This window comes from Azospirillum canadense (assembly GCF_025961225.1).
GTDB lineage: Bacteria > Pseudomonadota > Alphaproteobacteria > Azospirillales > Azospirillaceae > Azospirillum > Azospirillum canadense.
The window spans coordinates 184,135-203,105 of the sequence record NZ_JAOQNG010000006.1 but is presented as its reverse complement, the minus strand read 5'-3'; the positions used below and the strand labels follow the sequence as shown (position 1 = coordinate 203,105).

The following is an 18,971-nucleotide window of genomic DNA, read 5'->3' as shown; positions in this document are numbered from 1 at the left end:
CAGCCCTGTCGCGGCCGGCCGGCGCACGGCGCGGATTAGGCTATTGGGCGTCTACGGCTTGCCGTCCCAGGGCCGGTCCCTGCCCTGCCCTTTCAACGCGCGCACCACCTGGTCCCACGGCGCCGTCGGCCGCAGCGCTTCCACGGTCGGCAGGAAGTTCTGGGCATGTGCGATGACCAAATCGTCGCGGGCGCTTTCCCGGCCGCGCCGCGCCTTCTCCAGCGCCGCCGGGTCGCGGCGCCGAAGCCCCGGATTGCCGGGCGTCCTGCCCCGGGCCACCGCCGCCTTGAGGCCGGCGATGGGACGCTCGCGGATCAGCGCCCGCTCCAGTTCGGCCGCCGCGCCGAGGACCTGGAGGGCGAAGCGCCCTTGCGGGCTGGTGGTGTCGATCGGGTCGCCCAGCGACTTGAAGGCGATGCCGCGCTGCTCCAGCCCGTCGATCACCTCCAGAAGGTGGAACAGCGAGCGCGCCAGCCGGTCGATGCGCGCCACCACCAGCGTGTCGCCCTTCTTCAGGCTGGCGAGCGCCTTGGCCAGCACCGGGCGGTCGCGGTCGCCGCCTGAAGCGTGCTCCTCGAAGATAATCACGCATCCAGCCTGCCGTAGGACGAGCAGTTGCGAGTCCGTGGACTGGTCCTCGGTGGAGACGCGGGCGTAGGCGACAAGGGCTATGGGATATCCTGTGTGTTGCCGCAGGGTAGTTCATGCGAAAAGTGAGTCAGGGATTCCGCGGATCTCCGGCTCTTTCCTCAGAGCAGTTCGTGCGAAAAGCAGAGCTATTCTGGTGAAAAGCGGAGAGTGGATCGGGTGAAAAGTGCAGAACCATCCACGTGGGAACAAGCTGTTGATGAGCGCGTCCGGCCCTGAGTTCGTTCAGGAAACCGGACCACCGCTGTCGCTCCGGCTTTATGACTGGACTCGGGAATGAGGATTTCTGCGGCGGGGTTCCGGCTTGATGGGTGGACTCTCCGGCTTCAAGACCGACGAAAAACGCTCGGTCACGTCCGTCAAGGTGGTGGAAATTGGAAGGTGGTCATGTGCATCCGTCGGTCAGGCCGCCTTTGCTGAGGGAAGCGGTGTGATGGCGGGCTCGTCGGATGCGGCGATCCCCGCCATGGTTTCGAGTGTCAAGTAACGGTGCTGGAGCTGCCAGTCATCGTTTTGCTCCAGCAAGATCGCACCGGCCAACCGTCGCACGCTTTCCTCGTTCGGGAATATCCCAACAACATCGGTGCGGCGTTTCACTTCCTTGTTGAGACGCTCAAGAGGATTCGTCGAGTGTAGTTTGGTGCGGTGCGCTTCGGGATAGTCCATGTAAGCGAGCACGTCGTGCTCAGCGTCGTCGAGCAGTGCTGCCACCTTGGGAAAGCGCGCCCGCAGCTGATCGGCAACATGGCGCCAGACCTCCCCGGCGCTCTTGCGGTCGGGCTGCACGAAGACTTGGCGCACGGCGGCCGACACCACGGTCTGCTGCCCCTTGGGCACGTGGCAGAGCAGCGAACGAAGGAAATGCACGATCCGAACGCAATCGACCGAATCCACTTCACGGTCACGCTGGCGTTTGCTTGGCCGCACCTGGCCAAATCGCGACACCGTCGCCAGTGACCACCGGGGCCGACTGTTTGGCGGACACCTCCACTACGGAGATGTCTGCCCATGCCGCATCATCGACAGCCCCCGACGCCAGCGATTTGGACCATCCACTCCGTCTTCGTCCGGACCCGCGACGGGCCGGATCGGTTGGCCGACACCTACCGCCGCCTTCTCGTCCCCGTTGCGGAATCACGGCCAGCGGCGACCGCCGGCTTGACCGAGGGAGAAGCATCATGCGCGCCGCCATCTATGCCCGCGTCTCCACCGAGCGTCAGGAACGCCAGCAGACCATCGACAGCCAGCTCACCGCCCTGCGCGCCTGGGCCGGCGCCAACGATCATGACTTGAGCGACCGCCACGTCTTTCGCGACGAAGGCTACAGCGGCTCTCGCCTCGATCGGCCGGGGCTGGATGCTCTGCGCGATGCGGTGCGCGACGGCGAGGTGGAGATCGTGGCCGTCCTGGCCCCGGATCGTCTGGCCCGGCGCTATGTCTACCAGGCACTGCTTCTGGAAGAGTTCCGCCGGGCGGGCTGCGCGGTGGCCTTTCTCAACCATGCGATCTCCGACGATCCCGGCGATCAGCTCCTCCTGCAGATCCAGGGCGCCGTGGCCGAGTATGAGCGCGCCCTGCTGGGCGAGCGGTTCCGCCGCGGCAAGCTCCAGAAGGCGCGGGCTGGCCAATTCGTCGGGGGCCGTGCCCCCTACGGCTACCGCTACCTGCCGCGGCACGAGGGGGCGCCCGGGCGTCTGGTCATCGATGACGCCGAAGCGGACCTCGTCCGTCTGCTCTATGGCTGGCTGACCGAGGAGCGGATGAGCCTGCGCCAGATCCTCAAGCGCCTGAACTTCGGTCCCTGGTTTCCGCGCTGCGGCCGACGTCCCTGGTCGCCCTCGACCGTTCATCACATCCTGTCCGACCCGGTCTACACGGGCACCGCCTACTCGAACCGCTATGAGTACGTGCCGGCCACGAAACCCCGCACGCGCAAGCCCAGTTACTCAGGCGTCGGGTGCCGCCGGCTCCGGCCAAAGGAGGAGTGGATTCCGATCGCCGTGCCGGCCCTCATCGACCAGGAGACCTGGGACCGGGCGCAAGCCCAGTTGGCGCGCAATGCCACGCTGTCGTTCCGCAACAACACCAAGCACACTTACCTTCTGCGCTGCTTGCTGACGTGTAGCGCCTGCGGCCTCACCATGTTCGGCACCGTCCGCCCCGGCGGGCGCCGCTACTACCGGTGCGCCGGCAAGGACTGGTTGGAAACCGCCCGTGCACAGCCCTGTCCGCGCGCCTGCGTGAACGCCGACGATCTCGAACGCGCGGTCTGGGAGCATGTCCGCGGCCTGCTCGAAGCGCCCGATCAGCTGGTGGCCCAATTCCAGCAGTTTGCTGACGAGGCCGACCACCATGCAGCCCAGGAGCAGCGGGCCGAGCAGCGGATCGCCGGGCGCCTTGGCGGGCTTGCCCGCGCCGACCAACGCCTGCTTGATGCCTATCAGGCGGCGGTGATCAGCTTGGAGGAGTTGACCGAGCGGCGCCAGCAGGTCGCCGACCAACGGCGCGCGCTGGAACACCAACAGCAGCAACAGCGCGTTCTACGTGGCCAACGCGCCAAGGCGCAAGAGGTCGTGGGCGAGCTGACGGCCTTCTGCGCGCGTGTTCGGGAACGGCTGGACGACGCCTCTCTTGCTGACAAGCAGGCCATCTTGCAACTCGTCATCGAGCGCATCATCGTCCATGACGACAGCTTGGAGATCCGCCATGTCATCCCGCTGCACAGCCCGCCACCCGGCCGGGACCCGACAGCTGAGCCGATTGGTGGATTGCGTTCGGATCGTGTGAACACGGCACCTCTGCCAGGTGGCGCTCAGCACCTGACTGATCGCCGCCTTCAGCCCCTCATGGGCATCGGAGATCACCAGCTTCACCCCCTTCAGCCCGCGGCGCACCAGCGAGCGCAGGAACGCGATCCAGAAGGTCGCCGCCTCTGATTGCCCCAGTCCGAGGCCGAGGATTTCACGGCGGCCATCCTGATTGACGCCGGTGGCGATTATCGCGGCGATCGAGACGATGCGGCCGTCCTGGCGGACCTTCAGGTAGGTGGCATCGAGCCAGAGGTACGGCCACTCGCCCTCCAGCGGGCGCTCCAGGAAGGACTGCACGCGGGTGTCGATGTCCTGGCACAGCGCCGAGACCTGGGACTTGGAGATGCCGGTCATGCCGAGTGCCTGCACCAGGTCATCGACCTTGCGCGTGGAGACGCCCTGAATCCAGGCTTCCTGGATGACCGCGGTGAGCGCCTTCTCGGCGGTCTTGCGCGGCTCCAGAAAGGCCGGAAAGTAGGAGCCCTGGCGCAGCTTGGGGATCTTCAGGTCGAGCGTGCCGAGCCGGGTGTCGAGCTGGCGCGGCCGCGAGCCGTTGCGGTAGGTGGTGCGCGTGTCGCTGCGCTCGTGGCGCGCCGCGCCGATCAGCGCCTCGACCTCGAAGTCCATCAGCCGGTGTAACGTGTGCTCGGCGACGGCGCGCAGAAAATCGCCGTCTGTGCTCTTCTGGATTTGCTCGATCAGTGCCATTCTGTCGTCGGTCATCGTCGTGTCCTTGGTCGGGATCGCGTGTCGCAACTCGACCTTACCAAAGATGCGCGATGACCACCTCCTGCCGCCGAACACACCGCCTGCGAGGCGGAGGATCGGGCTGGGGCCGGGCTACGCTGTGTGGGAGCTTCGCCCGGCCCCAGCCCGATCCTTCATGCGCGCTTTTTCCACCACGCCCCTGGACGTTACCGAACGCGCCCGAACGCCTCCGGCTTCATGAGCGAACAAAACGGCAGCATGTTTTCACGTTGCTGGTGGGTCAGCGGTTGGCCTTCGGCATCACGAGACCGAACCGCTCGGCGCGGTCGAGCAGCGCTTTGACCGAAGACGCCGACCAGGTCGTGCCACGGCGTGGCGTGCGGATGCGCATCTCCTCCAGCCGCGCGGCGATGGCGCGCAGGCTGATGGTCGGGTCGGCCCCTCTGATACCGGCAATGACCAGCAGGAGGTCGTCCTTGGGCGGCTTGCGCGGCGCCGGCGCGATCAGGTCCGGCTCGGCCAGCCCTTCCGCGACGAGCCGGTGGACCGCCCGCGACAGCCGGTCCGCCGTCCAGGGCCGGTCGGTCGACCCAAGCCGACCGAGCGCTTTGGCCACCTTCCCCCAGGAGTTCCCCGGGCGCAGGGCACGCACCTTGGGCAGCCAAGCCTCCATGGTCGCCAAGAGGTCGGCGACATACTGGCGGTCGCGGATGGCGGCGAGCTGGGCGATGGCGTCGGGATCGCGGCGCTTGAGGGCGGGATTGCCGCCCACCCGCCCGCGCGCCTTGGCGGCGTTCAAGCCGGCCTTGGTCCGCTCGCGGATCAGGGCACGCTCCAGCTCCGCCGCCGCCCCCAACACCTGCAAGGCGAACTTGCCCTGCGGCGTGGAGGTGTCGATCGGGTCGCGCAGCGACTTGAAGTGGGCGCCAACCGCCTCCAGGCCCTCAATCACGGCGAGCAGATGGGAAAGCGAACGGGCCAAGCGGTCGATGCGCGCCACCACCAGGATGTCGCCCCGTCTCACCTGGGCGATGGCCTTGGCCAGTTCCGGCCGCGCCCGGCTGCCGCCCGATGCCTTCTCCTCGAAGATCACCGCGCAGCCGGCGGCCTTCAGCTCGTCGAGCTGACTGAAGGTGGCCTGATCCTCAGTGGACACGCGGGCGTAGCCGATCAGGGCCATCGCCGGCCTCGTCGGTCCGGCGCGCCCGTGTGCTGCTTGGTCGTCATCAGAGGACCAACCAGTCGACCGAGGTGTCCAGGGCCTCGGCAAGCGCCTTGTACGCCTCCACCGACCCGGGCTTTTTGCCCGCCTCGATCTCCGACACATAGCCCGCGCTCACCCCGGCCTTCCCGGCGAGCGCCCGCAGGGACAGCCCGCGAAACTCGCGCCACACGCGGACCGCGTTCTCCCCCTCCACAATGCGCTTGGCCCACTCCAGCGGCATCGGTTGTCCGCCGCGCGCCTGCATGGCGGTGAGGATGTCCTCCAGGTCTTCGAGCCGCGCGGTGAGGGCCTCATACTCAGCCCGGGGAATGGTGACGGTCTCAGTCATAGGCTTCTCTCCGATGGCGAACGCGATGCACCAGCATGATCGTCACAGTGCCCGCGGCATCGACGGTGAACAGCACACGGTAGTCGCCAACGCGCAGCCGGAACAGATCGGAGCCCTGCAGGGCTTTGACGTTGTTGGCTTGCGAGGCCGGGTCGGCGGCGTATTGCTCGACCTTCTTGAGAATGCGGGCGCGATCCGGCGGCGTCAGCGCCTTGAGGTCTTTCGCCGCTTTCGCCAGGATCTGAACCTGCATCATCATCTCCGCGAGAACGGTCGCAACGTTCTCTTAAAGAGAACGCTGTGTCAAGCGCCTTGTTCTCTATTGGCGTACACTCGCCGCCATTGTACAATTTTATTGGTTGCCAGGAAACGATCGTTTGGCCACCTGTACAGGTCATCTGAACAGCCGGACGCGCACGGCGGCGTCGCTCGCAAGGTGGGGCGAGAGGGTGGTCATGGGATGGGTGGGAGTCCGGTCATGAAGCCGGAAAAACGTTCGGTCTTAAAGCCGGAAGACGGGCCAAAACGGCCGAAAACCGCGAGAGTCCGCTCATAAAGCCGGAGCGACAGCGGCGGAAAAGTGCCCGCCCGCCCCCTTTGTACAAAATGTCTGTCAGCCTTATCCACCCGGATGAACATGGAGGCATCGCCCGGAACGAAGGCATGCCGACGCGCGACAAAAGGCCAGTCGCCGGCGGCAGGGCCACAGCCGTGCGGAGCAGGCTTCCATCCGGATCCATTCGACAAGGACAAACCGGAAGCGCCACGAGCAAAGGCCCTGTGTCGGTAGGGAGCGCCGGCTTTGGTATCATCGTTGGCAAAGCCTTGGGCCAAGCGGCGCTTCCGGTCGGTGCGGGCAAGAAAAAGGCCGGCCTCCACCGGAGATCGGCCTTTTTTCCCGGTCCGTCGGGTGGCGTTACGCAGCCGTTTGCGCCGCGTGTGTCGCTTTCTCCTGAAAACTTTCTTTGAAAGTTTTGAACGTTAAACTCGACGACTCTGCGAGGAGTGACCGATCGGAGTGAATTCATAAGCTGCTGGTACGAAAAGATATTTTTGAGGAAAGCGTCCAACTGCAAACCATGCACGCTGGTTGATGCAATCGCACCCGCAGGAAAGGGTCTGCCCAGCCCCGCCGGGATGCAGACGGTCCTGGTGCTCCAGCACCGATCAGGGCATCGTCAACCTCGCCCGACCGACTCCGTTGCGTGCCTTCGGAATATGGTGGCGGTGGTTCGCGTTGGCCCTATGCGGCAAGTGGTTTCGGCGTCAGAGAAAAACGCCAATACAAGCCCCATATCGAGACGATTGTCCGGCAATCGAATTACGCATGGCCGCCCACCGGCATTTTTTGCTTGCAAGATATCAGGCCACACCCCACTCTCGGTTGGTCGACGTTGCTCTGGGCTTTGTTATTCCGATCCCGTCCAAGGGTTTGAGTTTCTTCCCGAAGTGAAATTGATGACCTGCGCAATATTGTGCAGGGCAACGCCAGGAAGGGAACTGACCCATGGCCATCGGAACAGTCAAGTTTTTCAATTCGACCAAGGGCTACGGCTTCATCCAGCCGGAAGACGGCACGGCTGACGTGTTCGTCCACATCTCCGCCGTCGAGCGCGCCGGGATCAGCAACCTCGGAGAGGGCAAGAAGCTGTCCTTCGACGCGGTTCGCGACCCTCGCCGTGGCAAGGTTGCCGCCGAGAACCTGCGCGCACTCTGAGTGCAGCAGGTTCGGGAAAGAAGGGTGGCTCCGGCCGCCCTTTTTTGTACCGGGATCCAGAAACGACGCCGCCGCCCCCTCCCCATAGCCGGTGCAGCATCGCCGCCTTAGGCGACCGTGACCGATACAAGATTTGCCTGACGGCCTGCCCCGGGGCGCGGCCGGATTCACGAAATGGAAAAACATGAACGGCTTTAAAAACGCAGGGCTTTCCGAGCGTCTGAGCACGGCTGCGGGCGCGAAAAAGGCCCTGCTCGAGAAGTTCAAGGCGCAATCGAATGTGAACGATCTGGCCTTCGCGGAGCGGGAAGAGGCCCGGCGGGCCGTGCGCATCGCCCGTGAGGCTCGCGAGGCCGAGCGCAACGCGGCGCGCGACGCCCGCAAGGCTGCCGAGCAGGAGGCCCTGCAAGCGGAACAGGCCGAGCGGGCCGCCCGCGAGGCGCTGGAGGCCCAGGAAACCGCCGAGCAGGCCGCGCGCCAAGTGGCCATGGCCGTGGAGGCGAAGGCTGCCCGCGACGCCCGCTATGCAGCCCGAAAGGCAAGGAAGCGCTGACGGTCCGCAGTGTCCAGAAGGCGGTGTCCAGGCGGCACCGCCAAAGCCGTCCGGTCCAGACGCCGAACGGCTCCGGACCGGATGGAGGGAGATGAAAAACAGACGATGAGGAAAGCCGTGATCATCGGGTTCCAAGTCGTCACCACCTATGCGGAAAAGCCTGTGCATGGCTGACAAGCGTCTGGTTTCGCGCCTGATTGCCGAATGATCTTGATATTATCGCGTCACGTCTTATTCTATAGACATTGATCGCTGGAGGCTTAACACGTCTCTTGAGAGAGACGCGGTAGGTTTCTTGGCGTGGCACCCTGCCGCGCTCCTCAGCAAGTCGCAACTCCCTCTTTCGACCTCCTCCTGGCGAGATCGCCGGCGCTTGACCGTTCCCCAACCGGGGGCGTGGTCCGCTTTGCGCCGTCATGCTTGTGGAAGGTCCCACTCCTTGTCCGAAGATTTCGTTTCCGAACAGACGTTTGCTGATCTCGGCATTCATTCCAAAATCGCCCAGGTTCTGGGTGAGCATGGCTATACCACGCCGACACCCGTTCAGGCGGCGGCCATCCCTCCGGCGTTGGCCGGCCGCGACATTCTCGCCACCGCCGAAACCGGCACCGGCAAGACAGCGGCCTTCATGCTGCCGGCCCTGACCCGCGTGGCCGACCTGCCCCCTCCCGCCGTCGCCGCTCCGCGCATCCTCGTGCTTGCCCCGACGCGTGAACTGGCCAGCCAGGTCACCCAAGCGGCGCGCAAATACGCCAAGCCGCTGCGCATGAACATCATCGATGTGGTCGGCGGCATGCCGTACGGCGAGCAGCTTCGCATGCTGTCGCGCCCGGTGCACGTCGTGGTGGCGACCCCCGGCCGCCTGATCGACCACATCGAACGCCAGCGCATCGACCTCAGCGCCGTCGAGGTGCTGATCCTCGACGAGGCGGATCGCATGCTGGACATGGGCTTCCTCGATGACGTCGAGCGGATCGCCGACGCCTGCAAGGCCAGTCGCCAGACGCTGCTGTTCACGGCCACGCTGGACCGCCGCATGAGCCAACTCGCCGGCAAGCTGCTGCGCAACCCGGAACGCGTCGCCGTCCAAAGCCAGGCGACCGCGATCAACGTCGAACAGCGCCTGCACCACACCGACGATATGGACCACAAACGCCGGCTGCTGATGCACTTCGCCGGCCAGGATGAGGTCGGCAAAGCGATCATCTTCGCCGCGACCAAGCGCGACGCCGACGCACTGGCGGAGGAGCTGAGCGCCGCCGGCCATGCCGCCGCCGCCCTGCACGGCGACATGGACCAGTCCAAGCGCAACCGCACCCTTCAGCGGCTGCGCACCGGCCAGGTCCGTCTGCTGGTCGCGACCGACGTGGCCGCCCGCGGCATCGACGTGCGCGACATCACCCACGTCATCAACTTCGACCTGCCGCGCTCGGCCGAGGATTATGTCCACCGCATCGGCCGCACCGGCCGGGCCGGTGCCTCAGGCATCGCGGTGTCCTTCGCCTCCCGCGCCGACCGCGAGACCCTGTCCCGCATCGAACGCTTCACCGGGGCGACGCTGGCGATCCATACGATCTCCGGCATGGAGCCGCAACGTTCCTTCTCCGGCGGCACCGGACGGCCGGCGGGCCGCCCGGCCATTCGCGGCGGAGCGAGGCCGTGGCAGCGCGACGGCGGCCAGGGCAGACCGCAGGCCCGCGCCGGACGCTGGTAAACGCGTTCGGGCAAGACAACCAGATCAGGCGCGGCCCTTCGGGACCGCGCCTTTTTTCTTGGGGAACCCAAGCGGGCACCGGGCGCCCATCTGCGGAAATTGTAGGGCAACGGCTTGAAGCCTCTTCGCGGCTTGTCCGGCCAGTTCCTGGGCGAACTGCCGTGCCTGCGATCCCGCGCATCGCGAGCCGCAACGTACAGCGCAGCCTTCGGCGCAACGGTGACCGAAAGCCCGCGCAGTGCCTCGTTGGTTCGTCCAACATGCTTCTGAAAGCGCCGCTCCGCGTCCGTAATATCCCTGGCGCTCGGCGACCTCATGAAGGTGGTGTTGCCGTGGATCAGGACGCTGACGTGATCGGCGAGCCCGCCCAGGGGCTCAAGCCCAAGCAGCTTCACCAGAGCGGCAATTTCGTTCTCGTTCGCGTTCACGCCGATGAACGGGATGCGGTTGGGCATCATCACGGCGATCTCGACGGCGATGTCAGGGACGCCCAGTGCGGTGAAGTCCGGCTCTTCCATGACGCCGTCTTCGGAAAGAGAGCGGTGGAGTTCCGTCGTATTGCCGGCGTCGTCCGTGAAGGTCACAATCACCTCGGCTCGGCCTTTGACCGCGGTGATGTCCTCGGACGGGATGTTCCATGGATACGCGATTACCGGCGGCCAGCGGCGCGCCACCTTGAGGCGGGTGTCCTTGAGTTGCCCTTCGGGGGCGGCCGGCTCATAAAGCGGATGGGTGTCGTTGACATCCTTGACCGGGCCGGCCTGGGGAATGAGCTGGTGGCCGGTCAAGGCCCACACGATGGCGCTGACCAGTGACGTCTTGCCCCCGCCGTTGCAACCCTCGACTCACCCCCCTTCGCGGCTGATGTCGAGAATGAAGGACGCGCAGGCTGTGCCCGGTGAAACCGGCGGCCAGCGGGTCGTCGGCGGCGGCGGCCCGCGCCGCGCTGTGCGGGGCCGAGCAGTCGAGGATGCGGTCGAGGTGCGTGGCCAGCCGTTCGGCCTCGACCCAGCGCGCGTTGCCGAGCGGATCCTCGTCGCGATCGCCCATGGCGCCGGGCTCCTTCCGGGAAAGCTTTCGGCTGCAAGAAAGTTTTCAGCCGAAAGCCTTTCGCGGAACCCTATGGGTTGTCGATACAACTTTCCTCAGATGTGGGGAAAATTTTCAGGAGGAAGCGACATGAGGGGCGGCTGTTTCTCGGACAAGTCAGTGGGGGGCGTTGGATAGGGGGCACGTTCTACAAAGGCTGTTGGCACGCATGCAGGGGCTTGGATGTCTCTCGCTGGATCATTGACCTGAAGCTCGCTCCGACCAATGTCGGCTGGAGAATTTTGTCAGTAACAGGAATACCCCGCGGAAGCTGGTGCCCTGCGCTCGGATCGCTCTGCTGAGTAAACGGCACCCACCCGAACGGGCAGATTGCACGCGATGTCAAACCGGTGAGGAAGCGCAGTGCGGTGTCTGCGCCCTTGGCGTTGTTCCCAACCATCGGTAAGAACCGACGCAACACGGCGCCAACCGCCCATTGGCCGCCTTCGTCATAAACATAGCGAGACGCCGCGCGCTTTGCCTCGCTTACGGTGAACGCGACGGATCATCCGTTTCCAATCGGGCGAGAGCGATTTCAAGGACAGACATGATGCGCTGCGCGCCCTTACCACCATGGATGAACGAACCGCGCTCCAACGCACTGACGAGCGACTGAGTGACGTCCGCAGCGCGCGCAACCTTGTCCTGGGTCCATCCAAGCTTCGCCCGTGCCGCCTTACACTGCATCGCGATTGTGGCGCAGTCACCGGTTCGCCGCACTGATCCGTTCTTTCGGAACTCAATGCCATCCGCCTCCAGCGCGGCCTGTATCCGTCGAACCGTCCGGTTCCATGTCAGACCTTTGTCGGTCTCATACCCGGCCACCGTCGCTGCATCCACGCAGGCCAATTGGGCGAGGTGGGCCTGCGACCGTCCCAAGAGCTTCCGGGCGATTTTGCACTTCTCCGGTGTTATACGACCGCCGGGCGCCGGAATCCCACTGAGGGTGCCGTCGTTGTTGCGTAGCATGACGACGGCCCGCTCACCGCCGTCTGGAACCAACACGACGCCGGCCTCTTCAAAAGCGCGCCGCACCATTGAAACCATGCGCTCCAGGCTGGGATGCGTGCCGCATTCCCAAGAATCAAGGGTACGCGCCATGACCCCCGAGAACCGCGCGAGGTCGCGCTTGCTCCAGCCCAGCAGCTTGCGCGCGGTCTTGCACTGTTCAGGGGTCATTGTTGCTCAGTCTTCAACAAGAAGTAACCGCGTTTGGTTAGCCATGACCGCGCAATCCGCTCAACGAGGTTCGACATGGACTGTCGTCGTCCTTTGTAGCGCGCTCTAGCGCCTTCTTTATCTCAGAGCCAAGCCGCGCGCTCGTGGCTGGGCCTTTCATGGCTGTCCCGATTGCTTAGTTAACAAGGCACGCGTTATGCTTGTGACTTCTGTTATAGGTATTTTGCATAAATGCAAGAAATTCGGCAAGCAAAAGGTCGGTGGATGCGGGAACCGCTCGTCGTCGACCGAATGCGAAACTTCCCGGTTCACAAACTTTCGTCGTTGGGCATGGCTGCTCCACTCCATGGGCGCGGCCCCCGTCGTAAGACAGGGCTGTTCAACGCTACATGACGCGGCATCGTAGGAGTGCGTCCAGGCCGCCGATGGCGAGGCGGTATCGCGCATCGCGAACATTTTCGGCGCCGTTGGCGCGCAGGATATTGGTGGCGAACGACCGGATGCGCGCCAGGATGCCGGGGTTTTTGCGAACGCGGGAGGCGTCCTCGGCCATGGAGACATCGCGGACATAGTGGGCGCGGTTCTCGATCCCCCAATGCCCGCGGATGGCGGCGGCGGCCACGGACGCCGTGACGGGAGCGCTGCTGACATGGAATGCCGTCTCGTCGGCGGGCGAGGCCCACAGACCGGAGCGCGACGACCGGTCCATCCGCTCGCGGCGAACGCGGATGATGGTGGTCAACAGGCCCTGCCAGTCCGGGTCGAGAGCGTTTTCGGGCGACGCGAAGATCTCCACGGTGCGGATTTCCTGCCGTCCACGGTGACGGTCCCTCGTCGCGACGCCGTCGGTCGGGGCGACGCTGTCGCACAGCGCCCGAACCGCTGTGAGCAGGCCGGGCTGGTTGCCCTTCACCTGGGCGATGAGGATCGCTCCACCATCACGAGCATTCTCAAAGGTTTTTTTGACAATGCATGGCATCGGCCGTGACGATCCGGTTGGTCAGGCCGAGGGCGGCGAGCAGGGTCTGAACCGCCGGGATCTCATTCTCCTTCTCCCCCACCTCGATGTGGCCGAGGATCAGGCCGGAGGTCACGTCGAACGCGCTCACCAGGTGGACGGCGGCCCGGTCGGCAAAGTGGTCGAAACTTCCCCGCAGAGTCTTGCCGTCGAAGGCGACGACTCGCACGCCTTCGCAACCGATCTGATCAGCCAGAACGGCGGCGTGGATGCGGAAGACACGCTCGACGTCAGCCGGATCGAGGGTCTGCAACACCAGTCGGATCGAGGTGTAGGCGGGCGCCCGCCGCCAGCGTAGGCCAAACGCTGCCTTCAGGCGGTCGAGATGGACGTCGATGAAGGAGTGGATGCCCCGGTAGGAGTTCGCCCCCGCGACCACCGCCAGGAGGGAGAACAACAGGAGGTGTGGCAGCGTGTACATCCGGCCTTGGCGACGACGCGGGTCCGGGATGGTTCCAAGCAGATCGAGCAGGTGGGCGAAGGTCGTCATGGCAACCCCGATTGGCTGGGTTGCCGAGGAAAGAATCATGCAAAGGGGGCGGCGCGAATCCGGAAAATCCGTCCCGCCATCACGGCGGCGTCAGGCGTGGCAAATCCGACTCACCCGCTCCATCAGAGCGCTGAACAGCCCTGCGTCGTAAGAATGCAGGCGGTCCTAAGACAAAATGGATAATGAAAAATCTCATGTTGAGCTGTTCGAGAAACACACTTATAATCGTTCCATGACCAACCTTGCGATACTTCCAAAGCAGTGCTTGGCGGCTCGAGCCCTTCTCGGATGGGATCAGGGGGATCTTGCTGAGCGTGCAGGTATTGCTCGATGCTCGGTAGTTTATTTTGAGCGTGCGGTGTGTAAGCCGCGTTTGAAGACCGTGCTCGGAATCAAAATGGCGTTGGAAAGGGCCGGCATTCGATTTCTTAATGAACCCGGCCCTGGTGTTGTTCTGGTCACAGCCGAACTTTCATAACGTCTATAACGCCATGGCCGATGGCGCTGCTTCGGCTTCAGCGGTCGCTCCGTGGCAGATCGCGCCGGCTCTGGTGCAATTGGACCGTCCATTTCCAGTCGCGATCAATCTGCGCAGGTATCGGCGGCGATGACGGGCACGGCCGCGGATGATTGCAAGCACCAACAGCGACCGGACGCGGTGCCTGAGGGTGACCGGCGCGGATGGGGCGTTGAGGAGCGCTGCGCTGTGGTGCAGTCATAGGGGGGTATGCCGGCCGAAATTATCCGAAATTGCGAGCCTTGAGTCCAACGTGCGAATTGTAAGCCGTGAATGCAACCTCCAAAGTGTGCGGACTTCGCATGGCGGGCTTCCGGCCGGTCCGAGCAAACCAAGCTCTGTCCCGACGGAGGAAGAGGGCGGGAAACAGAGTGCGGCCGGAATGGTGGGTGCACAAAATGGCGGCGTTGCGGACAACAGTCGAACTGCCAAGATCCTTGAATTCGGGAGGTGAGGCAGCGTCGGCCCGCAACGCCGTCGTACACCGCGATTGAGGAGGGTGTCACGCGGTAACGCTGGCCTTTAGGCGATTGCCGCTTGTTGGACGGCAATGCTTGGGAAGGCGATGCATTTCGGGGCGGGCGTCATCATTGACATGGAGGTTGGCGAAGAGCGCCATGCGGCGGTTCACCATGGCTTTGCTCCTGGAGACATAAAGGATGTGTGCCGGAGATCGCTCCACGCCTCATTCCAAATTCAGTACAGCCTTCTGCCGGTGGACGCCATCCGTTACCGTCCCTTGCTGATTGCCAGGCCAAAGGGGCTGGCCCCTACATCAACCGTCTTCTGCTCGCCTGAACGACACAGATTTTTGCCGTTCCTTGGACGACGCAAGACCATCCATGACAAAATGTGCTCGATGCGCTGAAGCCGATCAACGGTTTCGGTGTATCACGCACGCCTATTCCACATTCCATGCCAGTCATCTCTAAGCGATTCCATAGCCGAAATCATATTGCATTGCAGCCACAAGCCGAAACGCGATGCGATCCAGGTCTGCACACCGCACCGCGTGCCTCGGCGCATCCACAACGAAAAGTTTTCTATGTTGATGTTACCGAAATCAAGCAGGGGCAATTCATGCGCGTGGCGATCTCTTTTGATTTGGGGCCGGCTGAAAGAAATGAAAATGGTTCTCAAACAGAATGGCTGCTGACCATCCGGTGGTGTGCCCGCTTCGTTGATCAGAGATCTTTACACATCGATTTTTCGAAGCGAAAAAAAGTTAATGTTTTCATACTTTTGCAGTAATTGGCACGGGGATTGCTGATATTGAGGACAGGCAGCGATGGCGTTGTCCTATCCGAACGGATCCAGGAAAAGGGGGAATCAATATGAACACGCTGAAATTGAACTGTGTGCGGTCCGCGGCCCTGGCGGCTCTTGTTGTCGCGGCTCCGATGCTGCTGACCGAAAAAGCCGAAGCCGCCGCGTGTATGACCTCGGATGTGAGCCTGACGATCAACGGAACGACATACGCGCCCACAAAGTGCGGCGACGGTGTTGCCCAAGGCGGTGGGCCGACCACTGAGACGGACAGCATGAACACCATTCTGGGGACCTCGGGGTTTGTCTATCTCGACAAGTCGGACGACTCCGGCACGCCGACCGGCATCGGCGGCGTGACCTTCACCGTCACCGCGTCCGCTGGGAACAGCGGGACATGGACGGTGACCTGGGCCGAGGCGGCGGGCACGCCCAACCTGCCGCTCCTGATCGACCTCGGCGTCGGCCTGTTCGGCGGCAACAACGCGTCTGCCTACCTGTTCGACGACGTGCTCCTGACGAATGGCCCGTACACCGGCAGCGGCACCTTCGACATCAATTTCACGAACAACGGTGGGCAGCAGCCGACCCTCTCCCACCTGCTGCTCACCGGCGGCAACTACTCGTCGCCGCCGACCCAGGTGCCGGAACCCGCGTCGCTGGCGCTGCTCGGCTCCGGCCTGATCGGCCTGGGCTTCCTGCGGCGGCGTAAGTCCGCCTGAGCGCGCCCTCCGAGGCACCGCGCGACGAGCGGCGGTCCGGCAGAGCCACCGCTCGTCGTTTCGGGAAGGCCGGTCAGCCCACTACCGCCCAGTCGTGGTGCGTCAGCGCCACGTCTGTGTGGCCGAGGTCCAACGTATGGGCGAGGGTGTGGGCAACGGTGTGGGGCAGGACGTCCTCTGTAGGGCCGAAGGCGATCTCCGCCGCATGACCGGAGGCGGCCGGCCGCGCCAGCAGGTGCTGATAGACATCCTGCTGCCCGTCGAGGGAAAGGGCCGTCGCGGTGGCGGTCGTGGCGGGGAAGAAGCTCTTGTCGGCGCTGACAACAAGCGTGCCGTTCCACCACAGGCCGGACTGGCCCTTGACCACGTCCTTGCCGTCCAAGGCACCCTTGTCGTAGGTGACGATGCCGTCGGTCGGGGACACGGCGTGGCCGTTGATCGTCACCTTGTTGACATAGAGCGAGCGGTCCTGGCCGTTGATGACCGTGTCGTTGTCGTACTGCACTTGGACCTTGTGCGCCTGGTCGGCCGTCAGGTTCGTCGCGAAGCTGAAGTCCTTCGACGCCGTGCCGACGGTCGCCTCGCCGATCTTCTGGCCGTCCACCAGAAGCTTGAAATGCGCGTTCACCCCGCCTGCCGGGCTGCCCGAGGCGTTTACCGTGATTGTCGTGGCCGCATGGCCGAGCGACGAGGATTGCCACGGGCTGGAGCTGTCGAGCGTCACCGGCTGGCTCAGGGTGCTGGTGCCCGACACGCTTCCGGGCCCCGACAGCAGCGTGCCCAGATTGTAGGTGCTGTTGCCGGAGACCACCGCCGACACGCCGCTGGCGTTCATCACGCCGGTGGCGCCGGAATGGAAGTTTTCGATGGTGTTGCCGGTCACCGAGAGCGTGCTGTTGCCATGCAGGCCGCCTTCCTCGCCGTAGGCGATGATCGCGGGGTTCTGACTCGTGGCGCTCTGCACGATGGTGTTGCCGCGGATCGTGGTGGCGCCGCCGTTCGGCACGTCGATGCTGTAGCTGGCGGTGCCACCGTCGCCGTCGACGATGCGGTTGTTCTGGATGTCGGTGACCTCGGCGCGGCTCTTGATGTGGTGGCCGACCGCGGTGTCGTGGAAGTAGGAGTTGGTCACCGTCAGCCGCGCGATGTCACCGACGTAGATGCCGTGCGTGTATCCCGAGCCGCTGCCGTTGTGGGCGAACTCCGACCCGTTGATGGTGATGGTGCCGGTGGCCGACGGATTGGCCAGAATGCCGTTCTGGTTGTCGTGGAAATAGGAGTTCTGGATCGACAAATTGCCCGCCTGATAGCGGACTCCCGCTCCGTTGGCGTCGGCCACCGCGGCGCCAGAAAACTCGATGTGGTCGAGCGTCAGGTCGGCGTTGGCGACCAGGATGCCTTTGCCGTTGGCAATGTTCCCCGTCGTCTGCAGGTGCGCCATGCCACCCACGCCTTGGATGGTCAGTTTGTGATTGATGGTCGCCGTATCGTTGGTGTAGGTGCCCGCCTGCACCTGGATCACGTCGCCGTCCTTGGAGGCGGCGATCGCGTCGCTCAGCCGGCTGTACATCTTGCCGGAACCGACAGTGAGAGTGCTCATGGCTTTCCTATGCTCACTTCAGACTAGTGACATTCCTTCGAACGGCCGCACGTTAGGTCCCACACGGGAAAAGCATGAGAGTCAAATCAATGATAAAATTTAATAAATTTTTATTATACTGTGCGCGCGGAAGCTTGCCGCGTGTCGTGGCGCAACGGTAGGTGGAGACGCAGTGAGCCCATCGGCGGCTCATCGCAATAGTTTGTATGCTAATTTTCTTGGCGTAGCTAGCCTCTTATACCGAAAGAAAATGGCCGCCCAATGCTGAGACGGCCATGAGATCAAGGGATCCATAAACATTACGATCTTTGGAAATCGATGGATGCGAAATTCTCCTCACGAGCGACCTGCGGCCTTGTGACTGGAGATTCCCAAAAACGCTGCAGCGTGTCTATTCCAATAATCGTGATATGAGATTGCCCATTGGTGCGATTCGGCATTCAAGTGATGCTATTACTACGGGCAGAATTATTAGAATGCGAACGTATGAGCCGGTGACCGTGGCGGATGCCAACGGCACCGACACGGGCGAAGGCAGCGGAGCGGTGTGCCGTTTGGACCATTTGGCGCAGCGGCGTGCCCGACGGTTCAATCGCGTAAAGGCACGCTAACCTGAGGGGCGCGCCAGTATGTGGGCGGTCTCTTGGCGCCCTTGGGGTGCGAAGCCGGCGGGCCATCGGTAGGGCGACCAGCCGTGCCCATTGGATCACGTGCCGGACTCGTGGTCCGCATGCGCCACCTTGACAGACTTGGGTCAAATTTCTTCGTTCCACCGGCACCCACTGCAGACGGGGCAGTGTTCACGACGAGGTCAGGGCGCCGAAAAGGAGTACTCATAATCGGAATATTACATTTTTCAGGAGAATGGCCAATCATATCCGACGTAATTGGCGTTGCCAGCTATTCGCGTACAAATAAATGCCGCACACATATCGTCCCAACCATCGCTCCCGCTGAGCGCGTCTTTTGATGGAGGTGCCAATGGAGCCATTTAGGATCATTCTCGTCGCAGACATAAATGGAAGTATTGTATTCGCCGATCCCAAGGCTGAACAATTTTCTGGGCTGAAACAAGCGGACTTTCTTGGCGATGGCTGGTTATGGGGAGTCCATCCAAGGGATAGACTTCTCGCCAAGACGCAATGGCGCAAATCCGTTTTATACAAGAATGTGTATGAAGAATTTTACCGATATAGGAAGTATGATGGGACATACCACTGGCTTCTCACGAGGAGTATCCCATTGAGTAACTTTAGAATTCCTGCAATGCATTGGGCGATTGTTTTGGAATTTCTGGGCGCAGAAAACATCGGTGGGGTCGCAATGAAAGAAAATCATTTTCATGAATAAGAGAAATCTGGATTGCTTAGTGCTCTTGCGATCTAAA

16 protein-coding genes and 4 pseudogenes are annotated in these 18,971 nt (G+C 63.3%); 10 read left to right on the top strand and 10 right to left on the bottom strand.

Annotated features, from left to right (window positions below; translation table 11 throughout):
• Window positions 1–51 precede the first annotated feature (51 nt).
• On the bottom strand, window positions 52–672 hold the full coding sequence (locus M2351_RS27645) for a recombinase family protein (protein ID WP_319801938.1): 621 nt from the start codon (window positions 670–672) through the stop codon (window positions 52–54).
• 378 nt (window positions 673–1,050) lie between these two features.
• Window positions 1,051–1,515: pseudogene (locus tag M2351_RS27640) on the bottom strand (transposase); the annotation flags it as partial.
• Between the two features lie 131 nt (window positions 1,516–1,646).
• Here M2351_RS27640 and M2351_RS27635 point away from each other — a divergent pair.
• Window positions 1,647–2,921: pseudogene (locus M2351_RS27635) on the top strand (recombinase family protein); the annotation flags it as partial.
• Between the two features lie 498 nt (window positions 2,922–3,419).
• Here the strand turns inward: M2351_RS27635 and M2351_RS27630 are convergent.
• The 4 genes and pseudogenes from M2351_RS27630 to M2351_RS27615 all read right to left on the bottom strand — a co-directional run.
• A pseudogene (locus M2351_RS27630) lies at window positions 3,420–4,181 on the bottom strand (IS256 family transposase); the annotation flags it as partial.
• Between the two features lie 265 nt (window positions 4,182–4,446).
• Window positions 4,447–5,346, bottom strand: a complete 900-nt coding sequence (locus M2351_RS27625) for a recombinase family protein (RefSeq protein ID WP_264659255.1) — start codon at window positions 5,344–5,346, stop codon at window positions 4,447–4,449.
• 46 nt (window positions 5,347–5,392) lie between these two features.
• Complete coding sequence (locus tag M2351_RS27620) at window positions 5,393–5,719, bottom strand: helix-turn-helix domain-containing protein (protein ID WP_264659254.1); 327 nt, start codon at window positions 5,717–5,719, stop codon at window positions 5,393–5,395.
• Window positions 5,712–5,972, bottom strand: a complete 261-nt coding sequence (locus M2351_RS27615; RefSeq protein ID WP_264659253.1) for a type II toxin-antitoxin system RelE family toxin — start codon at window positions 5,970–5,972, stop codon at window positions 5,712–5,714. Before M2351_RS27615 ends, M2351_RS27620 begins: the two co-directional genes overlap by 8 nt.
• 1,254 nt (window positions 5,973–7,226) lie before the next feature.
• On the opposite strand from M2351_RS27615, the gene M2351_RS27610 reads away from it, so the two are divergent.
• From M2351_RS27610 to M2351_RS27590, 5 genes are all read left to right on the top strand, one after another.
• Complete coding sequence (locus M2351_RS27610) at window positions 7,227–7,436, top strand: cold-shock protein (protein WP_264659252.1); 210 nt, start codon at window positions 7,227–7,229, stop codon at window positions 7,434–7,436.
• Window positions 7,437–7,569: 133 nt separating this feature from the next.
• Window positions 7,570–7,989, top strand: coding sequence for a DUF6481 family protein (locus tag M2351_RS27605; RefSeq protein WP_264659251.1), 420 nt, complete (start codon window positions 7,570–7,572; stop codon window positions 7,987–7,989).
• A gap of 439 nt (window positions 7,990–8,428) precedes the next feature.
• Complete coding sequence (locus tag M2351_RS27600; RefSeq protein ID WP_264659250.1) at window positions 8,429–9,703, top strand: DEAD/DEAH box helicase; 1,275 nt, start codon at window positions 8,429–8,431, stop codon at window positions 9,701–9,703.
• Window positions 9,704–10,035: 332 nt separating this feature from the next.
• Window positions 10,036–10,518, top strand: coding sequence for a hypothetical protein (locus M2351_RS27595; RefSeq protein ID WP_264659249.1), 483 nt, complete (start codon window positions 10,036–10,038; stop codon window positions 10,516–10,518).
• A gap of 58 nt (window positions 10,519–10,576) precedes the next feature.
• A complete protein-coding gene (locus tag M2351_RS27590) occupies window positions 10,577–10,930 on the top strand; it encodes a hypothetical protein (protein WP_264659248.1) in 354 nt (117 codons plus the stop codon).
• A gap of 348 nt (window positions 10,931–11,278) precedes the next feature.
• Here the strand turns inward: M2351_RS27590 and M2351_RS27585 are convergent, their stop codons facing one another.
• Complete coding sequence (locus M2351_RS27585; protein WP_264659247.1) at window positions 11,279–11,971, bottom strand: helix-turn-helix transcriptional regulator; 693 nt, start codon at window positions 11,969–11,971, stop codon at window positions 11,279–11,281.
• A gap of 385 nt (window positions 11,972–12,356) precedes the next feature.
• A pseudogene (locus tag M2351_RS45280) lies at window positions 12,357–13,479 on the bottom strand (ISAs1 family transposase).
• 175 nt (window positions 13,480–13,654) lie between these two features.
• On the opposite strand from M2351_RS45280, the gene M2351_RS27570 reads away from it, so the two are divergent.
• Window positions 13,655–13,957, top strand: a complete 303-nt coding sequence (locus tag M2351_RS27570; protein WP_264659244.1) for a helix-turn-helix domain-containing protein — start codon at window positions 13,655–13,657, stop codon at window positions 13,955–13,957.
• A gap of 541 nt (window positions 13,958–14,498) precedes the next feature.
• Here M2351_RS27570 and M2351_RS27565 read toward each other — a convergent pair.
• Window positions 14,499–14,630, bottom strand: coding sequence for a hypothetical protein (locus tag M2351_RS27565; RefSeq protein ID WP_264659243.1), 132 nt, complete (start codon window positions 14,628–14,630; stop codon window positions 14,499–14,501).
• Between the two features lie 218 nt (window positions 14,631–14,848).
• Here M2351_RS27565 and M2351_RS27560 point away from each other — a divergent pair, with 218 nt between their 5' ends.
• Both M2351_RS27560 and M2351_RS27555 read left to right on the top strand, forming a co-directional pair.
• Complete coding sequence (locus M2351_RS27560; protein ID WP_264659242.1) at window positions 14,849–15,247, top strand: hypothetical protein; 399 nt, start codon at window positions 14,849–14,851, stop codon at window positions 15,245–15,247.
• Between the two features lie 83 nt (window positions 15,248–15,330).
• Window positions 15,331–15,984, top strand: a complete 654-nt coding sequence (locus tag M2351_RS27555; protein WP_264659241.1) for a PEP-CTERM sorting domain-containing protein — start codon at window positions 15,331–15,333, stop codon at window positions 15,982–15,984.
• Between the two features lie 73 nt (window positions 15,985–16,057).
• Here the strand turns inward: M2351_RS27555 and M2351_RS45010 are convergent, their stop codons facing one another.
• Complete coding sequence (locus M2351_RS45010) at window positions 16,058–17,584, bottom strand: carbohydrate-binding domain-containing protein (RefSeq protein ID WP_319801933.1); 1,527 nt, start codon at window positions 17,582–17,584, stop codon at window positions 16,058–16,060.
• A gap of 981 nt (window positions 17,585–18,565) precedes the next feature.
• Here M2351_RS45010 and M2351_RS27545 point away from each other — a divergent pair.
• Window positions 18,566–18,934, top strand: coding sequence for a PAS domain-containing protein (locus tag M2351_RS27545; protein ID WP_264659240.1), 369 nt, complete (start codon window positions 18,566–18,568; stop codon window positions 18,932–18,934).
• Window positions 18,935–18,971 lie beyond the last annotated feature (37 nt).